The 26875-nt window shown below is 73.6% G+C and carries 12 protein-coding genes and 2 pseudogenes; 7 read left to right on the top strand and 7 right to left on the bottom strand.

The features are described 5' to 3' along the window. Positions 1 to 84: 84 nt before the first annotated feature. A complete protein-coding gene (locus ACFWBW_RS04850; protein ID WP_385368408.1) occupies positions 85 to 1005 on the bottom strand; it encodes a LysR family transcriptional regulator in 921 nt (306 codons plus the stop codon). 72 nt (positions 1006 to 1077) lie between these two features. Here ACFWBW_RS04850 and ACFWBW_RS04845 point away from each other — a divergent pair, with 72 nt between their 5' ends. Further along, positions 1078 to 2565, top strand: a complete 1488-nt coding sequence (locus ACFWBW_RS04845) for an aminotransferase class I/II-fold pyridoxal phosphate-dependent enzyme (protein ID WP_385368406.1) — start codon at positions 1078 to 1080, stop codon at positions 2563 to 2565. Next, positions 2499 to 3023: pseudogene (locus ACFWBW_RS04840) on the top strand (amino acid ABC transporter ATP-binding protein); the annotation flags it as partial. The gene ACFWBW_RS04845 and the pseudogene ACFWBW_RS04840, both read left to right, overlap by 67 nt. 103 nt (positions 3024 to 3126) lie before the next feature. Here ACFWBW_RS04840 and ACFWBW_RS04835 read toward each other — a convergent pair. From ACFWBW_RS04835 to ACFWBW_RS04820, 4 genes are all read right to left on the bottom strand, one after another. After that, positions 3127 to 6336: an AMP-binding protein gene (locus ACFWBW_RS04835; protein ID WP_385368404.1), complete on the bottom strand. Its 3210-nt coding sequence runs from the start codon at positions 6334 to 6336 to the stop codon at positions 3127 to 3129. Then, a complete protein-coding gene (locus ACFWBW_RS04830; protein ID WP_385368403.1) occupies positions 6296 to 9640 on the bottom strand; it encodes an amino acid adenylation domain-containing protein in 3345 nt (1114 codons plus the stop codon). The genes ACFWBW_RS04835 and ACFWBW_RS04830 overlap by 41 nt, the downstream gene beginning before the upstream one ends. Next, a complete protein-coding gene (locus ACFWBW_RS04825; RefSeq protein ID WP_385368401.1) occupies positions 9637 to 15312 on the bottom strand; it encodes an amino acid adenylation domain-containing protein in 5676 nt (1891 codons plus the stop codon). Before ACFWBW_RS04825 ends, ACFWBW_RS04830 begins: the two co-directional genes overlap by 4 nt. 175 nt (positions 15313 to 15487) lie before the next feature. Beyond that, positions 15488 to 18643, bottom strand: a complete 3156-nt coding sequence (locus ACFWBW_RS04820) for an amino acid adenylation domain-containing protein (RefSeq protein WP_385368399.1) — start codon at positions 18641 to 18643, stop codon at positions 15488 to 15490. A gap of 1040 nt (positions 18644 to 19683) precedes the next feature. Between ACFWBW_RS04820 and ACFWBW_RS04815 the strand changes: the two genes are divergently transcribed. Next, positions 19684 to 20637, top strand: a complete 954-nt coding sequence (locus ACFWBW_RS04815) for an IS481 family transposase (protein WP_385368397.1) — start codon at positions 19684 to 19686, stop codon at positions 20635 to 20637. Here ACFWBW_RS04815 and ACFWBW_RS04810 read toward each other — a convergent pair. Both ACFWBW_RS04810 and ACFWBW_RS04805 read right to left on the bottom strand, forming a co-directional pair. Further along, positions 20634 to 21698, bottom strand: coding sequence for an NUDIX domain-containing protein (locus ACFWBW_RS04810; protein WP_385368395.1), 1065 nt, complete (start codon positions 21696 to 21698; stop codon positions 20634 to 20636). The two genes, ACFWBW_RS04815 and ACFWBW_RS04810, sit on opposite strands and share 4 nt — an antisense overlap. Positions 21699 to 22499: 801 nt before the next feature. Then, the gene (locus ACFWBW_RS04805; protein WP_385368393.1) at positions 22500 to 23135 is read right to left on the bottom strand and encodes a LysE/ArgO family amino acid transporter; all 636 of its coding nucleotides are present in this window, start codon (positions 23133 to 23135) and stop codon (positions 22500 to 22502) included. Positions 23136 to 23204: 69 nt separating this feature from the next. Between ACFWBW_RS04805 and ACFWBW_RS04800 the strand changes: the two genes are divergently transcribed. The 4 genes and pseudogenes from ACFWBW_RS04800 to ACFWBW_RS04785 form a co-directional block, all read left to right on the top strand. Beyond that, on the top strand, positions 23205 to 24101 hold the full coding sequence (locus tag ACFWBW_RS04800) for a LysR family transcriptional regulator ArgP (RefSeq protein ID WP_385368441.1): 897 nt from the start codon (positions 23205 to 23207) through the stop codon (positions 24099 to 24101). Between the two features lie 234 nt (positions 24102 to 24335). After that, the gene (locus ACFWBW_RS04795) at positions 24336 to 24728 is read left to right on the top strand and encodes a molybdopterin-binding protein (RefSeq protein ID WP_385368391.1); all 393 of its coding nucleotides are present in this window, start codon (positions 24336 to 24338) and stop codon (positions 24726 to 24728) included. Between the two features lie 271 nt (positions 24729 to 24999). Beyond that, entirely contained in the window at positions 25000 to 26088 is a 1089-nt protein-coding gene (locus ACFWBW_RS04790) for a magnesium and cobalt transport protein CorA (RefSeq protein ID WP_385368389.1), read from the top strand. A gap of 151 nt (positions 26089 to 26239) precedes the next feature. Beyond that, positions 26240 to 26713: pseudogene (locus ACFWBW_RS04785) on the top strand (GNAT family N-acetyltransferase); the annotation flags it as partial. Positions 26714 to 26875: the final 162 nt, after the last annotated feature.

The raw sequence follows: 26875 nt of genomic DNA, 5'->3' as shown, positions 1-26875 counted from the left end.
TCTTTGCGAGTTTCCATAACCCCGACCGCCCTTCTGGGGGGCGCCCGGAGGGGCCCCCCCCCCCCGGGCCGCTGGGCCACCACCTCAGCCGGTGGCGCCCCAGCGGGCCGTGACCAGCGCGGCTTGCTCCTGGAGGGCCGAGACCAGCTCCTGGGCGCTGCCGGCCGAGGTCGAGCGGAGTACCGCGACGCTGATCTCCCGGGCGAGATCGGGGCCGGCCGGCGGGCGTACGACCAGGTCGGCACGGGGAGAGCCCAGAGCGAGCCGTGGGATGAGGGCCACACCCGTGCCCGCGGCCACGAGGCCCTGGACGACCGCGTAGTCGTCCGTGCGCATGGCGTGCACCGGCTGGAAGCCCTGTTGCCCGCACGCCCAGGAGAGCACCCGGTCGCACGGATCGTGCGGGTCCGCGGCGCCCACCCAGTGGGTGTCGCGCAGATCGACGAGCGGAACCCTGTCCAGAGCCGCGCACGGATGGCCCTGCGGCATCACGAGGAGGAGCGGGTCCGTGAGCAGGGGGTGGAGCTCGAAGTCCTCGTCCAGGTCGAGACGGTCACCGGGCTGGGAGAAAACGAGGGCGGCCTGGAGCTCCCGGGCCCGCAGGCCCCGCAGGAGCAGGGGGAGCTCACCCTCGGTGAGGGCGATGTGGACGCCCTGTTGGTGGAGGCGCTTGACCGCCGGGGCCAGCAGCAGGGCGCCGGCCGTGGGGAAGGTGCCGATGTGGAGCGTGCGCCTGCCGTGCTCGGCGAGGCCGCGCACCTCCCGCTCGGCGTGCCGCAGGCGCTCGCGGACCGCCTCGGCGTGCGGGAGCAGTGACTCCCCGAGCTCCGTGAGCATGGCGCCCCGCGGTCCGCGCTGGACGAGCCGGGCGTCCAGGTAGGCCTCCATGGTGGCCAGGTGGTGGGTGATCGTGGGCTGGCTGTAGTGCAGTGCGCGCGCGGCGCCGGCCAGCGATCCCTCCTGGGCGATGGAACACAGGACCTGGAGATGTCGTACCTCAAGCATATAGACAGAGTATGGAGTCCTGAAGAAAACTCCACCATTCCTCAATGGCTCGATCGCTGTCACGCTCACCCCGTGAACACGCCAACCACCTCTCCGCTCGTCCCCTTCTCCGATCCCGGACACCTGCGGGCTCCGTACGCCGAGGCCGTCCTGGACCACGCGGGCCGGGACTGGCTGAGGCTGAACGTCCCCGGCCACGCCGCGGCCCGCGGCTCGGCCCTCGAGGAGTGCTTCGGCCCGCGGGTGCTGGAGCTGGACTTCCCGCCGCTCCTGGACGGGATCGACCTCGGCTCGGACACTCCGCTGGACAAGGCCCTGGCCCTGGCCGCCGGCGCCTGGGGCGCGCGCCGCACCTGGTTCCTGACCAACGGTGCCTCCCAGGGCAATCACATCGCCTCGATGGTCGCTCCCGCCCTGGGCCGCACTCTCGTGGTCCAGCGCAGCGTGCACTCCAGCGTGGTCGACGGACTGGTGCTGTCCGGGCTGGACGCCGTCTTCGTCCAGCCCTCCGTGGATCCGCGGCAGGGCATCGCCCACGGCGTGACCGCCAAGGACGTGGCGGAGGCGCTCGACCGGACGCCCGATGCGGCGGCCGTCTACATCGTCTCCCCGAGTTACTTCGGTGCGGTCGCCGACGTACGTGCCATCGCGGACGCCGCCCACGCGGCCGGGGTGCCCCTCATCGTCGACGAGGCGTGGGGCTCACACTTCGGCTTCCACCCCGGGCTCCCCGCGGGCGCGCTCCGCTTCGGCGCGGACCTCGTCACGTCGAGTACGCACAAACTCGCCGGGAGCCTCACCCAGTCCGCGATGCTGCACCTCGGACACGGCCCGTTCGCAGACCTGCTCGAACCGCTCGTGGACCGGGCCTTCCGGCTCGTACAGTCCACCAGCGCGAGCGCACTGCTGACCGCCTCCCTGGACCTTGCCCGCAGGGCCCTCGTCATCGACGCCGACCGGATCGGAGGCTCGATCGAGGCGGCGGACAAAGTACGAGGCGTCATCCGCACACTGGGCCGTTTCAAGGTGGTCAGCGACGGGTTCGACGCTTTCCCCGACATCACCCGCGCCGATCCGCTGCGGATCGCCATCGACACCCGCGCCGGCGGCATCACGGGACACGAAGCCAGGCGGCTGCTCTTCCGGGACCACCAGATCATGGTCGAGGTCGCCACCGACGCGGCGATCGTCGCCGTGATCGGCGCAGGCCGCGCTCCCGACATCGATCGCTTCATCGAAGCGCTGCACTGCCTGCCCTCCCCACTCACCGGATCCGCGGCCGGGCAGGCCGTGCTGCGCCTGCCGGCACCCGGTCCCGCACGGCTCACCGCGCGTGAGGCATTCCTGAGCCCGGCCCAGGTGGTGCCCGCGGCGGAAGCCGTGGGCCGGATCTCGGCGGACACCCTGGCGGCGTACCCTCCCGGGATCCCCAACGTCCTGCCGGGCGAGGTCATCACCGCCGAGACGGTCCGATTCCTCCAGCGGACCGCTACCGCGCCGAACGGCCACGTCCGTGGCGCACTCGACGCGGGCGTCACCCGGCTGCGGGTCGTCGCCTGAACCACGGGGCACGACGCGCGACACGCACACACGCACACACGCACATGGTCAAGGGCGAAAGCAAGTCGGTCGCGCGGGCGCGCGCCGTCAAGCTCCTGGACCGGGTGGGTCTGGGTGACAAGGGCGGGAACTATCCGACCCAGCTTTCGGGTGGTCAGCAGCAGCGCGTGGCGATCGCGCGGGCGCTGGCGATGGAGCCGAAGCTGATGCTGTTCGACGAGCCGACCTCGGCGCTGGACCCGGAGCTCGTCGGTGACGTTCTGGACGTGATGCGGGACCTGGCCGAGTCGGGCATGACGATGATCGTGGTCACCCACGAGATGGGCTTCGCCCGCGAGGTCGGCGACAACCTCGTCTTCATGGACGGCGGCGTCGTGGTCGAATCCGGCCACCCGCGCGACGTCCTGGGCAACCCCCAGCACGACCGCACCAAGGCCTTCCTCTCCAAGGTCCTCTAGGGAGCCGGAAGGCCGCAGGCCAAGCGGTGGTTCGCCGGTCGCAGCATCCGGTCGACGAAGCCTGGGTGGCCCAGCCGTCGCGCGGCTGGAGCCGACAGGCGGGTCAACCGCAGGCGGCGGTCAGCGCGGCGGTGAACTCCGCGGCCAGTTCGGTGATCACGGGGAGGTCGAAGGCCAGCGAGTTGTACTGGAGCCAGCACCGCAGGCCGCCGTCCGGCAGCTCGACCACGGTCAGCTCGGGCACGCCCCGGTCGCCGCCCGGCAGCGGCCACGGGACGGTGCTCCCGCGCGGCAGTTCCCAGGGCTCGCAGGCCAGGCCGGGCAGTTGTGCGGGCGCGGCCCACGCCTCGTAGCGGAGCCATGCCGCGAACGGCACGGACGGACTGAACTCGGCGAACGGGTACAGCTGGTGGTCCAGGGCCTCGCTGTAGACCGTCCGCAGCCGGTCCACCAGTTCGGCGAAACCGGGTCCGCCGCTCGCGTCCACCCGCAGCAGCAGCGACTGGACGAAGCAGCCCACCGTCCGCTCGGTGTCCGGGCGCGGGCGGCCGGGCACCGGGGTCATCACCACCAGGTCGGGACGGCCGCTGCGGCGCGCCAGCAGTCCGGTCCAGGCCGCCGTGACGGCCAGGAAGGGTGTGGCCCCCAGCTCGGCCGCCCGGGCCCGCAGGGCTTCGGCCAACGCCGCCGGCACCTCGAACTCGTGCGCCTGGGTGAGCACTTCCTCCACCGCCCGGCGGCCGGTGAACTGCTCCACGGCCTCCGGAGCCCCGGCCAGCGCGGCCCGGAAGTGGGCCCGGGAGGCCGGCCAGTGCGCGTTCGCCCAGTCCACCAGCTCCTGGTATCCCGGGCCCGAGCGGGCCGGTGGGGCCGACCGGCCCCGCCGCAGCGCCGAGTAGAACACCCCGAGGTCGGCCAGCAGTACGCCGACCGACCAGCCGTCGGAGACCATGTGGTGCACTGCGACCAGCACCACGTGGTCGGTCTCCGACCGGCTGACCACCAGGAGGCGTGCCATCGGGTCACCGGCCAGGTCGGTGAGCCTGTCGCGTTCGGCGAGCAGGAGGGCGTCCACCTCCGCGTCCGTGGCCCCCGGGGCCCGGGTCAGCGTGATCCGGACCCGGGGTTCCTCGTCCAGCACCGACCGTACGACTCCCTCACCCACCGCCTCGAACCGGGTCCGCAGCGCCGGATGACGCCGGACCGCCTCGGTGAGCGCCAGGCCCAGGGTCTCCGGTTCCAGCCGGTCGGCCACCCGGAACAGCGCCGTCACCGCGCCGGCGTCCCGCCCCGGAGCCTCCGCCATCCAGCGGAAGAAGTTCTCCTGCTGCGAGGTCAGCGCCACGGCGTGGGGCTGCGCACGCAGGGCGGCCAGGTAGGGCGTCACGGTCGTCTCCGTCCCGGCGGACCCGCCGCCGGCAGCGGTCCGCTGCCGGTCGGGGTGGTCCACCCAGGCGGCCTGGGAGCGCAACGAGGGTCGCTCGAAGACCATGGCGGTGCTCGCCCGGACCCCGAACTCGCCGCTGATGCCGGTGGCGAGCTGGACGGCCCGGAAGGAGTCGCCGCCGAGCGCGAAGAACTCGGCGGCCACATCGGTGACCGGGCGGCCGAGCAGGCGTCGCCAGAGCGCGGCCAGCCGCAGCTCCGTCGGGGAGGCCGGGGCGACCGGAGGACCGCAGGACTCCGCAGGCGCGTCGAACAGGGGGCGGAGCCGGTGCTTGACCACCTTGCCGCTCGGATTCCTGGGCAGGTCGCCGGCGAGCAGGATCCGGACCGGCAGTTCGGGCCGGCTCAACCGGGCGCTCAGGAACAGCCGGAGCTCGTCCAGGTCCAGACCGCCGGGCCCGGCCACCACGACCGCCACAGGGACGGCGCCCATCACGGGGTGCGGCAGGCCGAGCGCGGCGGCGTCGGCGACCGCGGGGTGCTCGTACAGCACCTCCTCGATCCGCAGGGTGGAGACCTTCAGCGCACCGCTCTTGATGACGTCGCTCTCCCGGTCGACCAGGTACAGGTAGCCGTCCGGGTCGAGGCGGCCGACATCGCCCATCCGCACCCAGCCGTCCCGGAACACGCGGGCGCTCTCCCCGGCGGCGCCCAGGTAGCCCCGGGGCGGTCCGGGCTGGCGCAGCCAGACCTCGCCGACCTGCCCGGCGGGCAGCGGCAGCCCGTCCGGGTCGAGGATCCGGAGGTCACGGGGGTCCGCCGGCCGGCCCAGCGAGCCGGGGCGGCGGGCGTCGACCACGGTGGAGATCTGCGCGGGCGAGGCCTCGGCGGAGGTGTAGGTGTTGACCAGCGTCGCGCCCGGCAGCGCCGCGGCCAGCGCGACCGCCACCGGTACGGGCAATGCGGCGGCGGAGGAGTTGACCAGACGCAGGCTGCTCAGGTCGTACCGGCCGGCGGTGCCGGCGTTGACCAGCTCGATCGCCATCGAGGGCACCAGGAAGGCGGTGCCGATCCCGAGCTTCTCGACCGCGATGCCGAACTGGTCCGCGTCGAAGCGCGGCAGGCTGAGCACGGTGGGCGCGGCGGTCAGTGCGCCCAGCAGCATCACCTGGCCCGCGTTGGTCCCGATCGGGAAGGCGTGCAGGGCGTGCCGCGAGTGCGCGTAGGCGCGGCGGCGGGGGTGGGCGGCGAGGCCCGCGGTCAGGTTTCCGTGTGCGGCGAGCACGCCCTTGGGTGCGCCGGTGGTGCCGGAGGTGCCGATCACCTGGGCCGGGTCGGCCGGGGCGACCCGGTGCGGCGGCCCGGCCGGCGGCTCGGGGTGCGCCGCCAGCAGGGCGTCCAGCCGCAGGTCCACCAGCCCGGGGACGGCGGGCAGGCGCCCCCCGGACCGATCATGGCCATGGCCGTCATTCTCATCCGCACCGTCCCGCAGGACCGTGCCGGCTCCGGCGAGCGCGGCCAGGGCGGCGGCATCGGTCTCGGACAGGTCCTCGCGGACCGGGACGGGCACCCCGCCCGCGTACTGGACGGCGAGGAACCCGACGGCGTACCGCTCCCAGCGCGTGTTGGAGAACCGCAGCACCACCCGGTCCTGCGGTCCGACCCCGGCGGCGGCCAGCCCGACGGCGGCGCGCAGCGCCTCCTCGCGCCAACGGCGGTAGCTGAGCTCCCCGCCGCCGAGGACCTGCAGCGCTATGCGGTCGGGGTGTTCGGCGGCCCGGGCGTCGAGGAGTTCCGGGACGGTCGTCGCGACGGGTGGCAGGGTGGTGGCGATGGCGGGCTCCGGTGTGAGTCGGGGGAGGTGGTCAGGGAAGGAGCGGGCGGGGTCAGGCCAGCCGGTCGGCGGTCTCCTCCTCGCTGAGGGCATCGATCTCCGCGATCAGCAGGGCCTCGATCCGGGCCGCCAGGGCGGCCGGGGTGGGGCTCTCGAAGACGTCTCGGATCGACACGTCGAGACCGACGCCGGCCCGGATGCGGGCGGCGACCCTGGTGACCAGGAGCGAGTCCCCGCCGAGTGCGAGGAAGTCGTCCAGGACGCCGACCTTCGGTACGCCGAGCACCTCCTGCCAGAGGTCGACCACCAGGGCCTCCGCATCGCTGCGGGGCGCCACGTACCGGGCGGCGGCGCCCGCCGGGTCGGGGTCGGGCAGGGCCGCGGTGTCGAGCTTGCCGTTCGAGGTCAACGGGAGGGTGTCGAGCGGCACCACGGCGTCCGGCACCATGAAGGCCGGCAGTCGCAGCGCCAGGTACTCGCGCAGTTCACCCGCCTCAGGTGCGGCTTCGGCCTCCTGGCCGGCGGTCCGCCGCAGGACGGCGTAGGCGATCAGCCGACGGCCGTCGCGGACCAGTACGGCCGCCCGGCCGACCGCCGGGTGGCCGGTGAGGGCGGCCTCGATCTCGGCGGGCTCGATCCGGTATCCGCGGATCTTCACCTGCCCGTCGGCGCGGCCGAGGAACTCCAACTGCCCGTCGGCGCGCCACCGGGCGCGATCGCCCGTGCGGTACATCCGGCCGTCCGGTGCATCGGTGAACGGATCCGGGAGGAACGCCTCCGCGGTGAGCTCGGGCCGGGCCAGGTAGCCGCGGGCGAGGCCGTGGCCGCCGATGTACAGCTCGCCCTCGGAGCCGGTGGGCAGCAGGCTGCCGCGCTCGTCCAGGAGGTAGAGCCGCACCCCCGGCAGCGGACGGCCGAGCGGCGGGCGCCGATCGGCGGCGGGCCCGCTGCCCGGGCGGGCACCGGCCTCGCCGTCGCTGACATCGCCGTCGCCGACATCGCCGTCGGGGCCGCCGGCGAGCTCGCCCGCGGTGACGATGACGGTGGCCTCGGTCGGGCCGTAGGTGTTGACCAGCCGTACGGTGTCGCCGTGCCGCTCCCGCCACCGGGCGACGGTGACGGCGTCCGCCTCGGAGCCCCCGAGGACCACCAGGCGCAGCGCCGGCGGCCACGGGGTCTGCTCTCCGAGCGACACCAGTTCCTGCCAGTACGCGGTGGGCAGGTCGAGTACGGTGACGGACCGTCCGGCCTCGCTGCGCAGCAGGTCGGGCAGCATCCGGCCGCCGCCGGGCAGCAGGACTACACAGGCGCCCGCGGTGAGGGCGGGCCAGATCTCCTCGGCGTGGGTGTCGAAGCCGATGGAGGCGAACTGGACGATCCGGTCGCCCGCCCGGAGCCGGTAGCCCTCCGGTCCGGCCATCCACCGGACGCGCTCGGCCAGAGAGGCGTGCTCGACGGCGACGCCCTTGGGAGTGCCGGTGGATCCCGAGGTGTAGAGGACGTACGCGAGTCCGCCCGGGTCGCTCCCGGGCAGCGCCGCCGCTGCGGGCCCCGTGTCCGGATCACCGATGCCCCGTGCGGGGACTCCCTGCGCAGGGGCCGGCGGTTCAGGTACTGCCAGGACCGGCACTCCGAGGTCCGGGCGCTCGCCCCCGGTGAGCAGCAGGGCGGCGTCCGCCTCGCCGAGCATCGTCCGCCGGCGCTCGGCCGGGTGCGCGGGGTCGAGCGGCAGGTAGCCGGCGCCGGCCTTCCAGATCGCCAGCAGGGCGGTGACCAGGCCGAAGGACGGCTCGATCCGGACACCCACCGCGCGGCCGGTCACCGGGCCCAGCCGGCGCGCCAACTCATCCGACGCGCGGTCGAGTTCGGCGTAGGTGAGGATGCTGCCCGCACACTCGAGAGCGGGTGCGTCGGGGCGGATGGCGACCTGCTCGGCGAAGCCGCGCAGGATCGGGAGGGCCTCCTCGGTGACGGCGGGTCCGGCGCCGAGGGCGAGGAGCGCGGCACGCTCCTCCTCGGCCGGCAGCCAGTCGCCGTGGAGCGGGACCTCCACGTCCACGACGACCCGGGCGAGCAGGTCGCGGAGCCGGCGCGCCAGGGCCGCCACTGTGGTGCGCTCGAAGAGCTCCCGGTCGAAGCAGAACGAGAGCGTCATCCCGCCGTTCGGGGTGCGCCAGCTGTCCAACAGGAGATCGGTCTTGGCCCGGTCGAAACCCGAGTCCATGCTCGCCGTCCGAACGCCCGCGGGCAGCGAGGTCCGTTCGTCGGGCCCGGCCGGCTCGTACTGGCTCTGGTGGACGAACACCGCCTGGTAGAGCGGGCCGACGCCGGGCAGTACGGGCAGTTCCAGTTCGGCGGCCACGCGCTCGACCGGGATGTCCTGATGGTTCAGCGCGGCCATCGTGGCGGAGCGTACCCGGCGCAGCACCGTGCGGAAGCCGGGCTCACCGGTGAGGTCCGCGCGGATCACCCCGGTGCGGGAGAAGTAGCCGAGCAGCGCCTCGTGAGCGGTCTCGTTGCGGCCGGCCAGTGGGGTGCCGACGGCGAAGTCGTAGCAGCCGCTCCAGCGGGCCAGCACGCTCTGGTAGGCGGCGAGCAGCACCATGAACGGGGTGCAGCGCTGCTCGCGGGCCAGTGAGTCCAGTCCCGCGACGAGCTCGGGGGAGAGGGCGAGGTCGGCGAAGCCGGCCGGGTGGCTGGGCTCGGCGGGCCGGGGATGGTCCAGCGGCATCCGCAGGGCGCTGACACCGGTCAGTCGCCCGCTCCAGCGCCGGACCGCCTCCTCGGTGGCGCCGCCGTCCATCCTGATCCGCTCGGCCCGTGCGAAGTCGCAGAACTGGAGCTTGAGGGCAGGGAGTTCCGACGGACCCTCACCGATCTCCTCGCGGTACAGCGCGAGCAGCTCCCGCCACAACACGGTGAACGACCAGCCGTCGGAGACGATGTGGTGGACCACGATGCTCAGGGCGTGCTCGTGCTCACCGGCACTGACCAGTACGGCCCGCAGCGGCGGGCGCTCGGCGAGGTCGAAGGGGGCGTTGACGAAGGGGGCACAGGCCGCGGTGAAGGATTCCTCCGCGGCATCCGGTATCGGGACCCGGGCGAGTTCGACGTCCTGTACGGGCTCGACGAGTTGGACGGGCTGCTCGCCGTCCAGGGCGAACCGGGTGCGCAGCACCTGGTGCCGCGCGGTGAGCCGGGTGAGCGCCGTGCTCAGCGCCCGCGGGTCGATCGGCCCGCTCCAGCGCCGGTTCAGGTACATGTTGAACCCGGCGTCCTGAGGCTGTAGTTGCTGGAGGAACCAGAGGCGGCGCTGCTCGTCGGTCAGCGGATGGCGGGCGATCGGGGCCGGGGCCGCGGCCGGGGTCGGAGTCGGAGTCGGAGTCAGGGAGGTCATGCGTTCATCTCGCCTTTCGCGCGGGCCTGCAGGGTCTCCAGGCCGATCAGGTCGTCGGACTCGGCGTCCGGGACGTCCCGGTCGAAGCGGGCCAGGACGGGAATGCAGAGGCTGATCAGGACCAGTGCCGCCATGGCGAGGCCGAACACCAGGTAGAGCAGGCCGATGCCGCGCCCGTCGCCGGTGCCGATCAGTGCGCCGATGCTGGAGGCCAGCGCGCCGCCCTCGTCCATCAGCGGCTGGAGCAGCTCGGGGCCGGCCGGGGCGACCAGGGCGAAGCCGATCGGCAGCGTGGACCAGGCGACCAGGGTGTTCACCGCGATCACCCGGCCGTGGAAGCGCATCGGCACCTTGGTCTGGATGACCGTCGCGTAGATGCCGTTGAGCAGGGCCAGTCCGTAGGTCATGCCGAACGCGCCGGCGGCCACCACGGTCACCGAGGGCCGCAGGCCGGTGACGACGCAGGCGGCGGCGAGACCGAGGGTGGCGAACAGGACCCCGCGCAGGCGCATCCGGCGCGGGCCTCCCCATACCAGCAGGGTGAGGCCGCCGAGGACGGCGCCCAGGCCGGCCGCGGTGGAGACCCAGCCGGCCGCGGCGGTCGAGGAGAAGGAGAGCACCAGCGGGGTGATGAGCAGGAAGAGCGGCGAGAGGAAGATGTTCAGCGCCGCGAACCAGAACAGCATGGCCCTGAAGTGGCGGCTTCCCAGGGCTCGTTGGAAACCGGCCCGGATCTCGGCGCCGACGCTCTCGCGGCGCCTGGCGGCCATCACGTCGGGGAAGCGCACCGCCAGGGTGACCCCGGTGGCGACCACGTAGCTGACGACGTCGAAGACCAGGATGCCGCCGAGGCCGATGACGTGCAGGATGCCGACTGCGATCAGCGGTACGAGGAACTGGGCGAGGCCGAGGGCCATCTGGACCACACCGTTGGCGCGTCCGAGGAAGCGCTTGGGCACCAGCTGCGGTACCGCCGAGCCCCATGCGACGCGCTGGAAGGCGAGCGCGGCGGACAGCAGGGAGATCATCACGTAGCAGTGCCAGATCTCCAGTGCATCGCTCAGGTACAGCACGAGCAGGGCCGCCTGGGTCAGGCCGGCCGCGACGTCGCCCCACAGCATCACCCGGCGGCGGTCGCCGCGGTCGACGATGGCGCCGGCCAGCGGGGCGACCACGATGCCGGGCACCAGGCCGAAGGCGGCGAGCATGCCGAGCTGGAACAGCGAGCCGGTCTGCAGGTAGATCCAGATCGGCAGGGCGAACTCGGTGAGGGCCGAGCCGATCATCGAGAGCTGCTGGCCGGTGGCGATGGCCAGGAAGCGGCCCATGGTGGGGCGGACGGGGCGGCGCGCACGGGCCTTCCGGGACTTCCCCCGCCTCCGGGGCCCAGCACTGGATTCCGTACCGGGCCCAGCACTGGATTCCGTACCGGATTCCGCACCTGGTTCCGTACCGGATTCCAGCTCGGGGCCAGGGTCCGCGGCGGCGTCGCGGGAGAGGCCCGCCAGCCACCAGGTGGCGTCGGCGGTGCGTTCGTGGCGCGCCTCCTCGCCGGCGGCGATCGAGCGGTGCACCCCGGTCACGATGCCGGCCAACTCCTCGGCGCGGTACTTGAGGTAGAAGTGCCCGGCTTCGTCCAGGACCACCACGGCGGCGGTTCTGGTGATGCGGTGCCACTCGCGGTACCGCTCCTCGTAGAACTCGGTCGCCGGATCGCGGTCGCCGCAGACGGCGATCACCGGCGCCGTGATGGCGCCGCCCTCGCTCTCGTACAGGTCACCGAAGTAGCGCTCGGCGCCCTTGGTGCCGACCCGGCGGTTGTGCACGATCAGCCGCAGCTGCTCCTCGTCGACTTCGTCCACGTCGAGGCCGGCCGCTGCCAGGGCGTTGATCATGCCCTGGTCGCTGCGCAGCCGGGCGGACAGCTCGGCGAAGCGCTCGGCCAGCGCGGCGCCGCGGCCCTTGGGGCGCGCGAACGGGAAGATTCCTCCGAGGTGGACGGCGTCGATGTCCCGCCCGGCCGCCTCCACCCGGCGGGCGATCTCCACGGTCAGCCGGACGCCGACCCCGCAGTGCCCGTAGAGCACCAGTGGTCCGGCGACGTTCGCGACGATCTCCTCGGCGCAGAGCCGGGCGACCTCGTCGATGTCCATCGCCTCCTCGCCCAGCTCGTGGCCGGGGACGGCGATGGAGTGCAGGGCCCAGTCGGCCGGCATGGCGTCGGCGAGCGGCTTGTAGATCAGTGCGCTGCCGCCGCCGTAGGGGGCGCAGACCACGGTGGCGGACGTCCGGCGGCGTTCGGGGGTGAGCAGGTGCAGCAGTCGGCGCGGGCCGCGGTCCGCCTCGGGGGTGGCCACCAGCTCGGCGAGCCGGCGGACCGTCGGGTGTTTGAAGAGGTCCATCACGCCGACCGGGGTGGCCAGGTCGGGGAAGGCCCGGCGCATCCGGGCGACCACCTGGGTGGCGAGCAGGGAGTGGCCCCCGAGCTCGAAGAAGTCGTCGAGCGCGCCGACCCGGGGGAGGTCCAGCAGGTCCGCCCACATGGCGGCGATCACCTGCTCGGTCCCTTCCTCGGGGTCTACGTGGCTGTCGGCGGACGGGCCGTCGGCAGGCGCCGGCAGCGCCTTCCGGTCGACTTTGCCGTGGGCGAGCAGGGGCAGCCGCTCCAGCACCACGTAGCGGGCCGGGACCATGTAGTCCGGCAGGACCTCGCCGAGGGTGGCGCGCAGTTCGGCGGCGGCCGGGGGTTCGCCGCCGGCGGGGCGTTCCAGGTAGGCGACGAGGCTCTGCTTGACGCCCTCGCCGCGGGCCAGGACCACCGCCTGGGTGATTCCGGGCAGGGCGGTCAGCGCGGCCTCGATCTCGCCGGGCTCGACCCGGTAGCCGCGGACCTTGATCTGGTCGTCGCCGCGGCCGAGGTAGTCCAGGGTTCCGTCGGTGCGCCAGCGCGCCAGGTCGCCGGTGCGGTACATCCGCGGGCCGCTGCTCCCCGCAGTGCCCCGGTCGGCGCCGTACGGGTCGGCCGCGGACGGCTCCGTCCCGGCCCGGTCGGCGTACGGATCGGGCAGGAACCGCTCGGCGGTCAGGTCCGGCCGCCCGAGGTAGCCCCGGGCCAGCCGGTCCCCGCCCAGGTACAACTCGCCGGTGACGCCCGGCGGAACGGGGTTGCGGGCTTCGTCCAGCACGTAGCAGCGCCCACCCGCGAGCGGGCTGCCGATCGGGGTGTTGCCCGGCGCGTTGATGCCTTCGGCGGTGACCTCGTGGACGGTGATCCCGACCGTCGCCTCGGTCGGCCCGTAGTGGTTGAACACCGTGCACCGGCCCAGTGCGGCGATGCCCGCCGCCCAGGACCAGCTGCTGGCCTCGCCGCCGAGGACCAGTGTGCGGCGCGGCAGCAGCTGCTCGATCGGTGCGTCGGCGGTCAGTGCGGCCAGGTGGGAGGGTGTCATCTTCAGGTGGTCGATGCCGGCCCGCTCGATCTCCGCGGCCAGTTCCACGCCCGCGATCCGGCGCGGCAGCAGGTGCACCCGGCCGCCGGTCGTGAGCGCCAGGTAGAGCATGGTCATGCTGAAGTCGAAGGAGAGCGACTGCAGCAGCCCGAAGGAGGCCCCGGGCTCGATCCGCAGCCGTTCGCCCGCACCCGCCAGGTAGTTGAGGATCTGGCGGTGCTGTACGGCGACACCCTTGGGCGCGCCGGTGGAGCCGGAGGTGTAGATCACGTACGCCAGGTGGTCGGCGCCCGAGACCTCCTCCAGCGGCGACCCGTCCCACTCCGCAGGATCGCCGTCCGCGCCGTGGCCGTCGTCGGTCAGCAGGTCGACGGCCGCGTGGTCGCCGAACCGGGTGCGCAGCACGGCGTCGGTGATCAGGACCTTGGCCCCGGCATCGGCGACCAGGTGGGCGAGCCGGGCGGGGGGCTGTTCGGGGTCGAGCGGCAGGTAGCCGCCACCGGCCTTGAGTACGGCGACCAGGGCGACCGCCAGCTCGGGGGACTGCTCCAGGCATACGGCCACCCGGTCGTCCGCACCCACGCCCAGGGCCCGCAGGCGCCGGGCCATGGCATGGGCGCGCCGGTCCAGGTCGCCGTAGGTCATCGTGCGGTCCTCGAAGACCAGCGCCGGCGCCTCGGGCGTCCGGGCCGCGGCCTCGGCCAGCGCCTGGGTGAGGGTGGCGGGACCGCCCTCCGGCAGTGCGGGACCGGTGGCCCAGGTCTCGAGTACGGCCGTCCGCTCGGCCGCGCTGAGCAGTGGGAGCCGGTCGACCGGCAGCGCGGGATCGGCGACGCCGGCCGCGGTCAGCTGCTCGAACCGCTCCGCGAGTCGCTCGACGGTGCCGGCGTCGAAGAGGTCGGTGCGGTAGGTGAGCAGACCGTAGAGGCCGCCGTCGGGCTCCTCGCGCATGTAGAGGGCGAGGTCGGCGTGGGTGGTGGTGGCTTCGTAGCCGAAGCCCTCGGAGTCCAGGCCCGCGGTGGGGGTGGTGGCGCGGTCGCCGTAGTTCTGGAAGGCGAAGGTGGTCTGGAAGACGGCTGCGCGGCTGACGTCGCGTTCCACCGCGAGGTCGCTGACCATCTGCTCGAACGGCACCTCCTGGTGCGCGTACGCGTCGAGCGTGGTCTCGCGGACCCGGCTGATCAGGCGGCCGAAGTCGAGGTCGGCGGAGAGCCGGGCCCGGATCGGCAGCATGTTGACGAACGCCCCGACCACGCCCTCGAGTTCATGGTGGAGGCGGCCGGCGACGGCGGAACCGACGGCGAAGTCGCGCTGGCCGCTGTGCCGGCCGAGCAGGGCCTGGAACGCGGCCATCAGCACCATGTACGTGGAGGCGCCGTACGCCCGCGCCACCTCGCCGATCCGGCGGGAGAGTTCGGCGCTCCAGCGGAACTCGGTCGCGGCCCCGTCGAAGGTGAAGAGCGGCGGGCGAGGCCGGTCGGAGGGCAGCTCCAGGGCCGGGACGCCGTGGAGTTCGCCTCGCCAGTGCTCCCGGGAGGCGGCGAGCTGCCCGTTCTCCAGACGGTCCCGCTGCCAGGCCGCGTAGTCCCCGAACTGGACGGGTAGGGCGGCCAGTTCGTTCGGGGCGCCGTGGGCGTGGTGGGCGTAGAGGAGGTCGAGCTCGCGGTTGAGGAGGTCGATCGACCATCCGTCGCAGATGATGTGGTGCATCACCAGGGCCAGTACGTGGTCGTCCTCGGCGATCCGGACCACCAGGGCGCGCAGCAGCGGACCGGTCTGGAGGTCGAAGGGTTCGGCGATCAGCGCGCCGAGTTCGGCGGCGGCGCGCGCCTGGGGATCCGGGTCCGCGACGGCGTCCAGGTGCCGGGCGGCGAACGGCGCCGGCCCGGCGACCCGGACCTCGGCGGTACCGGCCTCGGTGGTGCGGAAGGTCATCCGCAGGCTCTCGTGCCGGGCCACCAGATCGGTCAGCGCGGCGTCCAGTGCGGTGCGGTCGAAGGGGCCCCGGAGACGGCGGGCCGGAGCCAGCGTGTAGGCCGTGGAGCCGGGAGCGAACTGGTCCATGAACCAGAGCCGTTCCTGGCCGCTGGAGAGCGGCGGTGCGGTGTCCGCCGGGCGGGGGTCCACCACCCGGGCGGGGGCCGCGGCGCCGCGCAGCCGCCTGCTGAGGAGGGCGCGTTTGGCTGCGGACCAGTCGGCGGGCAGGTCCTGGGTATCCGTCATCGAGTTCCTGTTCGGGCGTACGGAGGGGGAATCGGAGGGTGCGGGCGCGGCGAGGCGCGCCGAAGTGCGGCGCGGTGCAGCGCGTGCGGGCTCGCGGCGCGGTGCGGCGCGTGCGGGCGCGGCGGGGGCGGGGCACGGCCGAGTGGCCCGTGCCCGGCGTGCGGGGGCGCAGGGCCTACCGGCGCTCGCGGACGGCGGCGGCGATGCCGGCCGGGGTCGGGACGTCGAAGAAGACGTCGAAGTCCAGTTCCACGCCGAGCGCGTCGCGGATCCGGGAGGCGATCTGGATCACCGTCAGCGAGTGCCCGCCGAGGTCGAACAGGTCGTCCTCGGGGCCGACATCGGGCAGGTTCAGCACCTCGGCCCAGATCCGGCGGACCGTCCGGGTCGTCTCGTCGCCGCCACCGGTGTCGGCATCGGCATCGGCATCGGAATCGGCGTCGGTGGCCTGGGGCGCCGGAGCCTCGCGCGGCGGCACCGGCAGGGCCCGGCGGTCCAGCTTGCCGTTCGGGGTGAGCGGCAGGCGGTCCATGGTGAGCCAGCGCTGCGGTGCCATCGCGGCCGGAAGCGTGCGCATCAGGTGGTCGCGCAGGTCGGCGGGGGCGGGCGACGGGGAGCCGGCGGCGGGGACCAGGTAGCCGGCCAGGAACGGCTCACCGTCCTCCTCGGTACGGACGGCCACGGCGGCCTCGGCGAGTGCCGGGTGCTCCAGCAGCGCGGACTCGATCTCGCCGAGTTCGATCCGGTGACCGCGGATCTTGACCTGATCGTCGATCCGGCCGAGGAAGTCGAGTTCGCCGTCGGGCGTCCGGACGGCGCGGTCCCCGGTGCGGTAGAGCCGGGCTCCGGCCGGACCGAACGGGCTCTGCACGAAGCGCTCGGCCGTGAGTTCGGGCCGGCCGAGGTATCCGTGAGCGACTCCGTCCCCGCCGATGAGCAGCTCCCCGGGGATGCCGAGCGGGGTGGGGGTCAGCTGCTCGTCGACGACGTAGACCCGGGTGTTGGCTATCGGGCTGCCGATCCTGACGTGCTCGGGCACGGAGGGGAGCTCGGAGCAGGTGGACCAGATGGTGGTCTCGGTGGGCCCGTACACATTGAACAACCGGGCGGTACGGGAGCGCAGTTCACGGGCGAGGGGCAGCGGCAGCGCCTCGCCGCCGGCCAGGCCGGTGACGGCGGCGAGAGCGTCGGTGGAGCTCCCCGCCGTGAGCATCACCCGCCATCCGGACGGGGTGGCCTGTACGTGGGTGACGCCCTCGGCACCGATCAGCGCGAGCAGACCGGGTCCGTCGACGGCGAGGCCGTCCGGGGCCAGGACCAGGCGGCCGCCGGTGATCAGCGGCAGGTAGAGCTCCAGCGCTGAGATGTCGAACGAGAGAGAGGTCAATCCGAGCCAGGCGTGCCGAGGGCCCGAGTCGAACCGGTCGGCGAAGGAGGTGAGCAGGTTGACCAGGGCCCGGTGTCCGACCGCGACGCCCTTGGGGCGGCCCGTGGAGCCGGAGGTATAGAGGACGTACGCCACGTCGTCCGGACCGGGGGAGGTGCCGGGGGCGGCCTCGGTGGCGGCCTCGGCCGGGTCCTGCACCGATGGCGCCGGGAGCCGTAGGACCGCAGGGGCGGCGGCGGCCACCAGGGGCGAGGGCTCGCGGTCGGCGAGCACCAGAACGGCTCCGGAGTCGCGCAGGACGAGGGCGAGGCGCTCGGCCGGATAGCCGGGGTCCAGGGGCAGGTACGCCGCGCCGGTGGCGAGGACGGCGAGCAGCGCGGCGGGGAGGTCGGCGGTCCGGTCCAAGTGGAGAGCCACCAGGTCGCCGGGTCTGACTCCGCCGGCGCGCAGCGCCCCGGCCAACTGGTCTGCGCGAGCCAGTAGTTCGCGATAGCCGAAGTGTCGTCCCGCAGCACTGACCGCGATCGCCCCGGGGGTGGCGGCGGCCTGGGCGCGGATCAGGTCGAGCACGGTCCGGTGGGCCGGGTAGGCCCGGTCGGTGGCGTTCGGCGCGGTGGTGACGGCCCGGAGCTCGGCGGCGTCCATCAGCGGCAGGTCCAGCAGCCGGACGCCGGGGTCGGCGACCGCGCCGGCGAGCAGGGTGCTGTAGTGGCCGGCGAACCGGCGGGCGGCGTCCGGGGCGAGCACGGCCGGGTCGTACTGCAGGCTGAAGTCGATGGCTCCGCCCGGGGCGTCGCCGGTCGGCGGGGCTTCGACGATCTGCAGGTGGAGGGTGTTGCGGGCGGTGCGGTTGTGCACGGCCCAGGCGATCCGGGCACCGGTGCCGGCGAAGTCCGGGTCGGGGCCGCGCCGACGGTAACCGAGCGAGACGGCGGTCAGGCCGACACGGGGGCCCAGTCCGGTGACGGCGGCGCCGAAGGACACGCTCCGGTACGGGTAGCCGGCCCGCAGTTCGGCCCGGACGGCGGCGGCGAAGCCGGTGAAGGTCTGTGACGCATCGGCTGCGGGAGCGTGGACGGGCAGTTCATTGACGAACAGCCCGATCTCCTCACGGAGTTCGGGAGTCCGGTGGGAAAGCGGAACGGACACCGCGACCGCTTCGCCGCCGTACCGGCGCAGCAGCCCGTGCAGGGCCGCGAGCAGGAACTCGAAGACCGTGGTGCCGCCCAGGGCCGCCGCGGCGGCCAGCTCGGCCACCTCGGTGCCGTCGAGTCGCCACTCGACCGTCTCACCGGCCCCGGCGGCGATCGGGGTGCGCGACACACCGGGCAGTACCGGGTCGGTGGCGGCGGCCCAACGCGGCCCGTACCACTCGGCGGCTCTCCGTACGGTGCCTGGATCCGCGATCGGCCCGGCGGACGCAGCCGGTGCGGGCGGTGCGGGCGGTGCGGTGGTCACGGGAAGGGGGGCCGCGCCGTACGCGGCTGCGAGGTCCCTGGTCAGGACGTCCTTGGAGTTGCCGTCGAAGACCGAGTGGTGGGCCGTGACCAGCAGTTCGGCGCTGCCGTCGGAGCGCCGGTGCAGGGTGAACCGGCTGAGCGGGCCGGTCTCCAGGGCGAACGGACGAGCAGTCTCTTCCTCCAACCGCTTCTCCAGGTCGGCCTCGTCTGCGGGCGCTTCGAGCTCCACCAGTTCGGGCCGCTGCGCCGCGGGTTCCTGCCAGACCTGACCGTCGTGCTCCACCAGCCTTGCGGAGAGGGCCGGGTGACGCTTGGTCACAGCATCCACGGCGCGGACCAGCGCCGCCGTGTCGATCCGGTCGAAGGAGATCCGTACCGGCATGTGGAACGCCTCGCGGGCCAGTCCCAGCCGTTCGGTCAGCCAGACGCCCTGCTGGGCCGGCGAGGCGGGTCTGCGGTCGGGCGAGGGGAGGACTTCGGACATTCAGCGGCTCACTTAGGACGTCGGAGCAGGGTGGAGGAGCAGCACGGGTGAACGTGCGGACGCGGTATTGGGCGCGGGCTGCCGCACGTCGGGTTTCAGACGCCAACGGCAGGCTGCGGTGACCGGGTTCGGCGAGTTGCCGGCCACCTCATGACATCCGGCCCTCCCCCGGGGGCCGGCCGATGGCCGTGAGCGGTCAGGACCGCCGGACGCCCCAGAACCCCCCGGGACGTCTGGCAACTCGGGCCCCCGCCCGATGAAGACAATTGGTCCAGACCTGTCGAGAGATTCGCACAACGCCCATTCACCGTCAAGGGCCGCCAGCGGCTGGAATCGGTCGTCGTGCGCGCGCCGATCTGTACCGAGGTCCACCCAAACATCCGTGATTAATCGCCCCTGACTGATCGTCAACGTGGTTGTGTCCAAAGGCAGATCGGCTGAATCTGGTCGGCGGAGAGGCTCGGGCGCCTCGCGAGCGGAGCGTGACGGAAGCGTGCGGGTGGCAACACCGGTCGGCCGAGTTGCCGTGCCACTCGAAGGTGGTCCCGATGAGACGGGCGGCGACGATCCGGCCTGGTGCCGGACGGGGCCTGGGGGTCGGTTGCGCCGAGTGGATACCAGGTGCCCACGTCCGGGGTTCGATGGGGCACGGTTGTGCCCACACACGTGGAGACCCGCAGTTCACCGGGGCACCCGGCCCGCCATCGCGAGCGAGTCGAGCCTGGTGCGCCGGCGCCCCCCCGGGCCCCGGACGCATGGCTCGTAACCCCTCCGGGGCGGGTCGTTCACCCTTGCCGAAAATGACGGAACCGCGGACTCGGACCAGTCGCGGGTGCGCGGTGCCGACTCCCGTGCAGTTGTGGTGCTGGTTACGTTGTGTTGAACACGGCGGGCAAGATCCGAAAGAGACGGCCTAGCTGTATTGCCCTGGGAGGTTGTGGACGGGTGATGCAGGTCTCGGCTGAGGGTTCTTGAATGGGTGAGGGCCTTCCGGGTTCGGTGTGGATTGCGACATCTCCACCGAACGACAGAAGGCCCTCATGCCCCACCGTAATGCACCCCTGACCGAGACCGGACGGCTGCGCCTGGCCCGCTGTGTGGTCGAGGACGGCTGGCCGCTTCGCCGGGCCGCCGAACGCTTCCAGGTTTCCCCGACCACGGCCCAGCGGTGGGCCGACCGCTACCGGGACCTGGGTGAGGCCGGTATGAGCGACCACTCGTCCCGCCCGCACCACAGCCCTCGCCGGACCCCGACCCGCACGGAGCGCCGGATCATCAAGGTCCGCCTCGTGCGCCGGTGGGGCCCGGCCCGCATCGCCCACCTCCTGCGCCTGGTGCCCTCGACCGTGCACCGCGTCCTGACCCGGTTTGGCCTGGCGCGCCTCACGCACCTGGACCGGGCGACCGGCCGCGTCATACGCCGCTACGAACGAGACCGCCCAGGCGAACTGGTTCACGTGGACATCAAGAAGCTCGGCAATATCCCCGACGGCGGCGGACACAAGGCGCTCGGCCGCCAGGCCGGCCGCAGAAAGCGGCCCCGCCTGGGCTACAGCTACATCCACACCGCCGTCGACGACCACTCCCGCCTCGCCTACAGCGAGATCCACACCGACGAGAAGAAGGAGACCGCCACAGGCTTCTGGACCCGGGCCCAGGCCTACTTCACCAGCGTCGGGATCACCGTCGAGCGCGTCCTGACCGACAACGGCTCCTGCTACAAGTCCCACGCCTGGCGCGACCTGCTGACAGCGGCCGGGATCACCCACAAACGAACCCGGCCCTACCGGCCCCAGACCAACGGCAAGGTCGAACGCCTCAACCGCACCCTCCTGGAGGAATGGGCCTACGCCCGCCCCTACCAGTCAGAACAAGAACGACGCGACGCCTTCCCCCAGTGGCTGCACACCTACAATCACCACCGCGGACACACCGCCCTCGCAGGCAAACCACCCGCCAGCCGCGTCCCCAACCTCACAGGGCAATACACCTAGCCCTGGGGCACCAGTCGGCCGGAGTGCAGTTCGATGGGGCCGCCCGGTGTGGCCCGGGCCGTGAGGCAGGCCTCGATCTGGCGGCGGAGCGCCGGTTTGGCGAACCGGCGCAGTTCGGCCGGGGGCACCGCGCGCCAGGCGAGGAGCTCCGTCCCGGGCAGGCGGATCCGGGCCAGGGCGGCGGCGTCGAGGGTGCCGCCGTCGTAGAGGAAGCGGACCCGGGCCGGATAGCCCGACCGGTGGGACCAGTTGACGGCGAGCAGCCTGCCCGGGGCGAGGTCGAGGCCGAGCTCTTCGAGGACCTCCCGGCGGGCCGCGGCGCGCGGGATCTCGCCGAGGTCGCTGTCGATGCCGCCGCCGGGCAGGTTCCAGTGGTCCGGATCGCCGTACGCGGGTCGCACCAGCAGGACCCCGCCCGCGGAGTCGGTGAACAGCACGCTCGCCGCCGTGAGCGCCTTGGGACGGGCGGCGCGATGGCCGGCGGTGTCGTAGGCACCCGCGTGTTCCAGCTCCGCCCGGCGGGCCGGGTCCAGGCCGGCCGGGGAGCCGGGCTGCGGGACGCCGCCGATCAGGTGCGCGAGGGAGCCCGAGTACAGGGCGGCCAGCGAAGCACGCAGTCGGGACGCCTTCGGGGCCGACAGGGCCTCGTAGGCCTCCTCCGGGGTGAGCCAGCGCGCCTCGGTGACCTCCCCGTCCGGGAAGGAGAGCGCGGAGGCCTCTTCGGCCGTGAGCGGTCCGACGAGGTGGACGTGGACGACGAGGGAGCGGCCGAGGGGCCCCGGCGGGCGGGAGTCCACGGCGAGCAGCCGCCCGACCGGCACGCTCAGGTCCAGCTCCTCCTTCAGTTCGCGGGCCAGTCCCTCCTCCGGGGTCTCGGTGTCCTCCACGCCCCCGCCCGGGAGCTCCAGCTCCGCCTTGTACGAGGTGGTGAGGACGAGGACCCGCCCGCGGGGGTCCAGCACGATCCCGGTGGCGGCCACGAGGGGGGAGGGCTGGGCGGCGTAGTACGCGCGGACCGAGTCGGCGTACGGGGGCGGCGAGGTCGGGGGCTGATCCGGCACGGGGGCTCCTGGAGGTGCGGGGAGATGGCGTACGACGAGGGGTGGGCGCGAGCTGGGCGAGGGTTCGGCGAGTGGTGGGCGCGCGGTGGGCGCGCGGTGGCGGGGCACGGTGATCCGTACCCACTCGGGGAGTGTCCATGGGGTGGACCTCGGTGGCCGGTCGCAGACCAGCTGCGCGGAACAGAGCCGCGAGCTGCGGCCCAGCGCCGGGCTGCCCGCCCTTCCGGCCCTGCGTGACCGGCTCCACGGGCTGGTCAGGGCCGTGCGGCAGCCGAGCCGGTGAGCCGGGTGGTGGTCGGGGCGAGCGGTTCGCCCGGCAGCCTCGACGCCCTGCGGGCGCCGGGGAGGCCCGGCTCGGAGGGCGGGAACGGGTGGCCGTAGTGGCCTGGTCGCCACCCGAAGGGGAAGGGATGTTCGACCGGTCCCCGACCGGACGCGGGCCGCGCTGCGGGAGGGGGAGGCCGCCGCGATCCTCGACCGGGCCTTCGGGGAGGCCTTCGGCGGCGACCCGGCGGGCGTGCCCGTCGTACGCCGCCACGTGCTGCGGGGCGACCCCGGCCGGACCCTGTGCGAGCCGGCCGGACGGCCGGACCACCTGCTGGTCGTCGGGGGCAGGCCCGGCCGCCGCTACGGGGGCCGGGTGGCGCGCGTGCTGCGCGGCCGCGCGGCGTGCCCGGTGCTGACCGTGCCCTCACCCGCACCCCGTACTGCCGGGCGAGTGGCTCAGGCGGCTGCGCCGGGCCGAGCCCGCGGACTTCGGTGCCGGAGCGGCGGCGGGCGCGGCGCGCGGGGTGGCCGGGTTCAGGCCCGGGCGAGGAGCAGGCCGCCCATCGTGACCATGGTCGCCGCGACGAGCCCGTCCAGTGCCCGCCAGGCCGCGGGCTTGCCGAGCGGGCCGCTGAGCAGCCGGGCGCCGTAGCCGAGCGCGCCGAACCAGGTGAGGCTCGCCAGGACGGCCCCGGCGCCGAAGGCCCAGCGAAGGTCGCCGCGGCCGGCGGCGACGGACCCGAGCAGCAGCACGGTGTCGAGGTACACGTGCGGGTTGAGCCAGGTCATGGCCAGGCAGGTCAGCACGGCGCGCCGGGCGGAGGCGGTCCCGGAGGCCTTGCCGGCGGAGTCCGCGGCGAGTGCGGCGCCGGGGTCGGGGCGCAGCACCCGGCGGGCGGCGAGGGCTCCGTAGCCGATCAGGAAGGCGCCGCCGACGAGGCCGACGAGGGTGAGGGCGGGCGGCCAGGCGGTGACGAACGCGCCGACGCCGGCCACGCCGAGGGCGATGAGGGCCGCGTCCGAGAGGGCGCAGATGGCGACCACGGCGAGGACCGATTGGCGGCGTACGCCCTGGCGCAGGACGAAGGCGTTCTGGGCGCCGATGGCGACGATGAGGGAAAGACCGGTGCCGAAGCCGGCGAGGGCCGCCGCGATGATGCCGTGTGTCATGTCCCGACCGTAGGCAGCGGCGCGGCGAGGAGTACAGCTAAAGATTCTTACGTACCATTAGCCAGCGTGATGGATGAACTGCCTGTCGACCAGGTCCGGACCCTGCTCGCGGTGATCGACGAGGGCACCTTCGACGCGGCGGCCGCCGCCCTGCACGTGACCCCGTCCGCCGTCAGCCAACGCGTCAAGGCCCTGGAACAGCGGACCGGGCGGGTGCTGCTGATGCGCACCAAGCCCGTACGGGCGACCGAGTCCGGGGAGGTCCTCGTGCGCTTCGCGCGCCAGCTCGTCCGGCTGGAGCGCGACGCGCGGGCCGAGCTCGGCATGGCCGAGGGCCTGGGGCCGGTACGGCTGCCGATCGCGGTCAACGCGGACTCGCTTGCCACCTGGCTGCTGCCCGCGCTGGCGGGGGTGCCGCAGGATCCGCCGGTCTGCTTCGAACTGCACCGGGAGGACGAGGCGCACGCGACCGAACTGCTGCGGGACGGAAGCGTGATGGCGGCGGTCACCTCGCAGCCCGCGCCCGTGGCGGGGTGCACGGTGCGCAGCCTGGGGGTCGCGCGGTACCTGCCGGTGGCGAGCCCGGCCTTCGCGGCGCGGCACCTGCGGGAGGCGGTGGAGCGGGACCTGCGCAGGGCGCCGGTCGTGGTGTTCGACCGGCTGGACCTGTTCCAGGACGAGTTCGTGCGGCTGTTGACGGGGGACGCGGCCGCCCGGGCCTCTGAGGTGCGCCACTACGTGCCGACGTCGGAGGGGTTCTGCGATGCGGTGGTCGCCGGGCTGGGCTGGGCGATGCTGCCGCAGGCGCAGGCCGGCCCGCGGGTGGAGGCGGGGGAGCTGGTGGTGATCGCGCCGGGGCGGACCCTGGACGTACCGCTGTACTGGCAGCAGTGGAAGCTGGACTCGCCCGCGCTGTCGATGGTCGCGGAGGCGGTCGCGCGGGCGGCCGCGGCGGCGCTCGACTAGCGGGCGGGAGTCGTAGGGGGCCTGTGGGGGCCTCGCCGCGGCCTGAGTCGGGGTCGGAGTCCGGCCGAGGCCTTGCCGGGGTCCGGCCGAGGCCTTGTCGGGGTCCGGCGGGTCCGGCGGCCTCTTGCGGGACCCGCAGCGCGCTCCCGTAGGGCCCTTCCGGGGGTCTGCCGCGGTCGGGGCCGGGCCCCTTGGCCTGCGAGGACCGGTCGGGCGAGGGCTTAGGCTGCGGGCATGGAGTCCTACACGATCGGCCAGGCGGCGCGGCTGCTCGGCGTCAGCGTAGACACGGCCCGGCGGTGGGCCGACGCGGAACGGTTCCCGACGCGTCGGGACGGTACCCGCCGGATGGTCGACGGGCCGGACCTGGCGGCGTTCTGCGTGGAGGTCGCGCAGGAGGGCGGCGAAGGCGAGGAAGCCCCGTACACCTCGGCGCGCAACGCCTTCCCCGGCATCGTGACGGGCGTGAAACTGGGCACGGTCGACGCACAGGTGGAGATCCAGGCCGGACCGCACCGGGTCGTGTCGCTGCTGACCCGGGAAGCCGTGGAGGAACTCGGCCTGGAGGTCGGCGCGAGGGCGACGGCGCGGGTGAAGTCCACGAGCGTCTTCATCGACCGGGCCTAGGGCCTGTCGTCACACTCCCGCCGTCGCCCGCAGGGCGGCCTTGCGGCGTCCGGTGCGTGCTCTCGGCGTGGCGGGCGGAAGCCCGCGTACTGGACGTACTTGGCTTTCGCCCGGTGCGGCGAGAGCGGGTGCCGGGCGTCGCGAGGCAGACGGGAGTGTGACGACAGGCCCGCGCGGAGGCCGCCCGCGCGGACGGCCCCGTGGCCGAGCGGTCCGCGCGCCGGTGGCACACTGGCCGCTGTTCCGCCGAAGGGGAGTACGTTCGTTGTCCATGTTCAGCAACCTGCGCCGGGTCGTGCGCCGCAGCTACCGGCGGGCCGTCGACCTCAGCCACCCGGCCCGGTCCCCGCTCGGCAGCGCCGTGGTCAACTGCATCGTGTACCGGGAGGGCGTGCGCCAGGACAGCCACGGCCACGCCGATGTAGGCGAGGCGCTGCGCCGGGTCCGCAAGACGGGCGAGGGCTTCGTCTGGGTCGGCCTGCACGAACCCTCGCAGGAGGAGTTCGCCGGGCTCGCCGAGCTGCTGGGCCTGCACCCGCTCGCCGTCGGGGACGCGGTCCAGGCCCACCAGCGGCCCAAGATCGAGCGCTACGACGAGACCCTCTTCGCCGTGTTCAAGACGGTGCGGTACGTGGAGCACGAGGAGCTGACCGCGAACAGCGAGGTGGTGGAGACCGGCGAACTCATGGCCTTCGCCGGCAGCGACTTCGTCATCACCATCCGGCACGGCGGCCGGGGCACCCTCGGATCGGTCCGCGAGGAACTGGAGGCCTTCCCGGAGCACTTGGCCAAGGGGCCCGTCGCCGTCCTGCACGCACTGGCCGACCACGTGGTCGACGAGTACGTGGCCGTGACGGACGCGGTGCAGAACGACATAGACGCCGTCGAGACCATGGTCTTCAGCGAGCACGGGGGCCGCGGGGACGCCGGCCGGATCTACCAGCTCAAGCGCGAACTGCTCGAACTGCGCAGGGCGGTGGCCCCGCTGGGCCGGCCGCTCCAGCAGCTGAGCACCCTGCCCATCGCGGTCATCCCGCCGGAGATGCGCACCTACTTCCGGGACGTCGCCGACCATCTGACCCGTGCCACCGACCAGATCGGCGCGTACGACGCCCTCCTCGACTCGATACTGCAGGCCCATCTCGCGCAGGTGACCGTCGCCCAGAACGAGGACATGCGCAAGATCACCGCGTGGGCGGCCATCATCGCCGTCCCGACGATGGTCTGCGGGGTCTACGGCATGAACTTCGAGCACATGCCCGAACTGAAGTGGACCTACGGGTATCCCTTCGTGCTCGGTGTGATGGTCGTCGCGTGCTTCGTCATTCACCGCGGCTTCCGGCGCAACGGCTGGCTCTGACGGCATCGGGCCGGCTCCGACGGCATCGGGCCGGCTCCGACGGTGCCCGGCCGCGGCCGGCCGGGGCGGCGGAAAACCGGGTGAGGGTGCCCGGCCCCGCCGGTAGGGTCCGCGTGTTGGCGCGCAACCACGAGGAACGGGCAGGTCGGACATGCAGCAGGCGGACACGGGTGCGGACGCGGACGCGGTGGCGACGGCGGAGCTGGCCGGGGAGCGGGTGCGGCTGGAGCCGCTGGAGCTCCGCCACCACGACGGCCTGTGCGAGGCGGTTCGCGACGGCAGCCTGTGGGAGCTCGCGGTGACGATCGTCCCGCACCCGGACGATGTCCGGGGCTTCATCGAGGACGCCGTCGCGGCGCGGGCGGCGGGCACGCAGATCCCGTACGCGACGGTGGACGCGGCGACGGGCCGGGTCATCGGCTCCACCCGGCTGATGGTGATCAACACCGCGAACCGGCGGCTGGAGATCGGCTGGACCTTCCTCGCCGCGTCCCGGCAGCGGAGCGGTGCGAACACCGAGGCGAAACTGCTGATGCTGACGCACGCCTTCGAGGCGCTGGGGATGAACCGGGTCGAGCTGCTCACGGACGTGCGGAACGCGAAGTCGCGGGCGGCGATCACCCGGATCGGCGCGAAGCACGAGGGCGTACTGCGGCACCACATGGTCATGCGCGACGGGTGGATCCGCGATACGGCGGTGTACAGCATCACGCGCCCGGAGTGGCCGGACGTGAAGCAGGACCTGCGGGCCCGCCTGGCGGCTCGCACCACCGGGGGTTGTGAGTTT

This window comes from Streptomyces sp. NPDC059957, assembly GCF_042730015.1.
Taxonomy (GTDB): Bacteria; Actinomycetota; Actinomycetes; order Streptomycetales; family Streptomycetaceae; genus Streptomyces.
The sequence above is the reverse complement of the archived record's forward strand: the minus strand, read 5'-3'. Positions and strand labels throughout refer to the sequence as shown.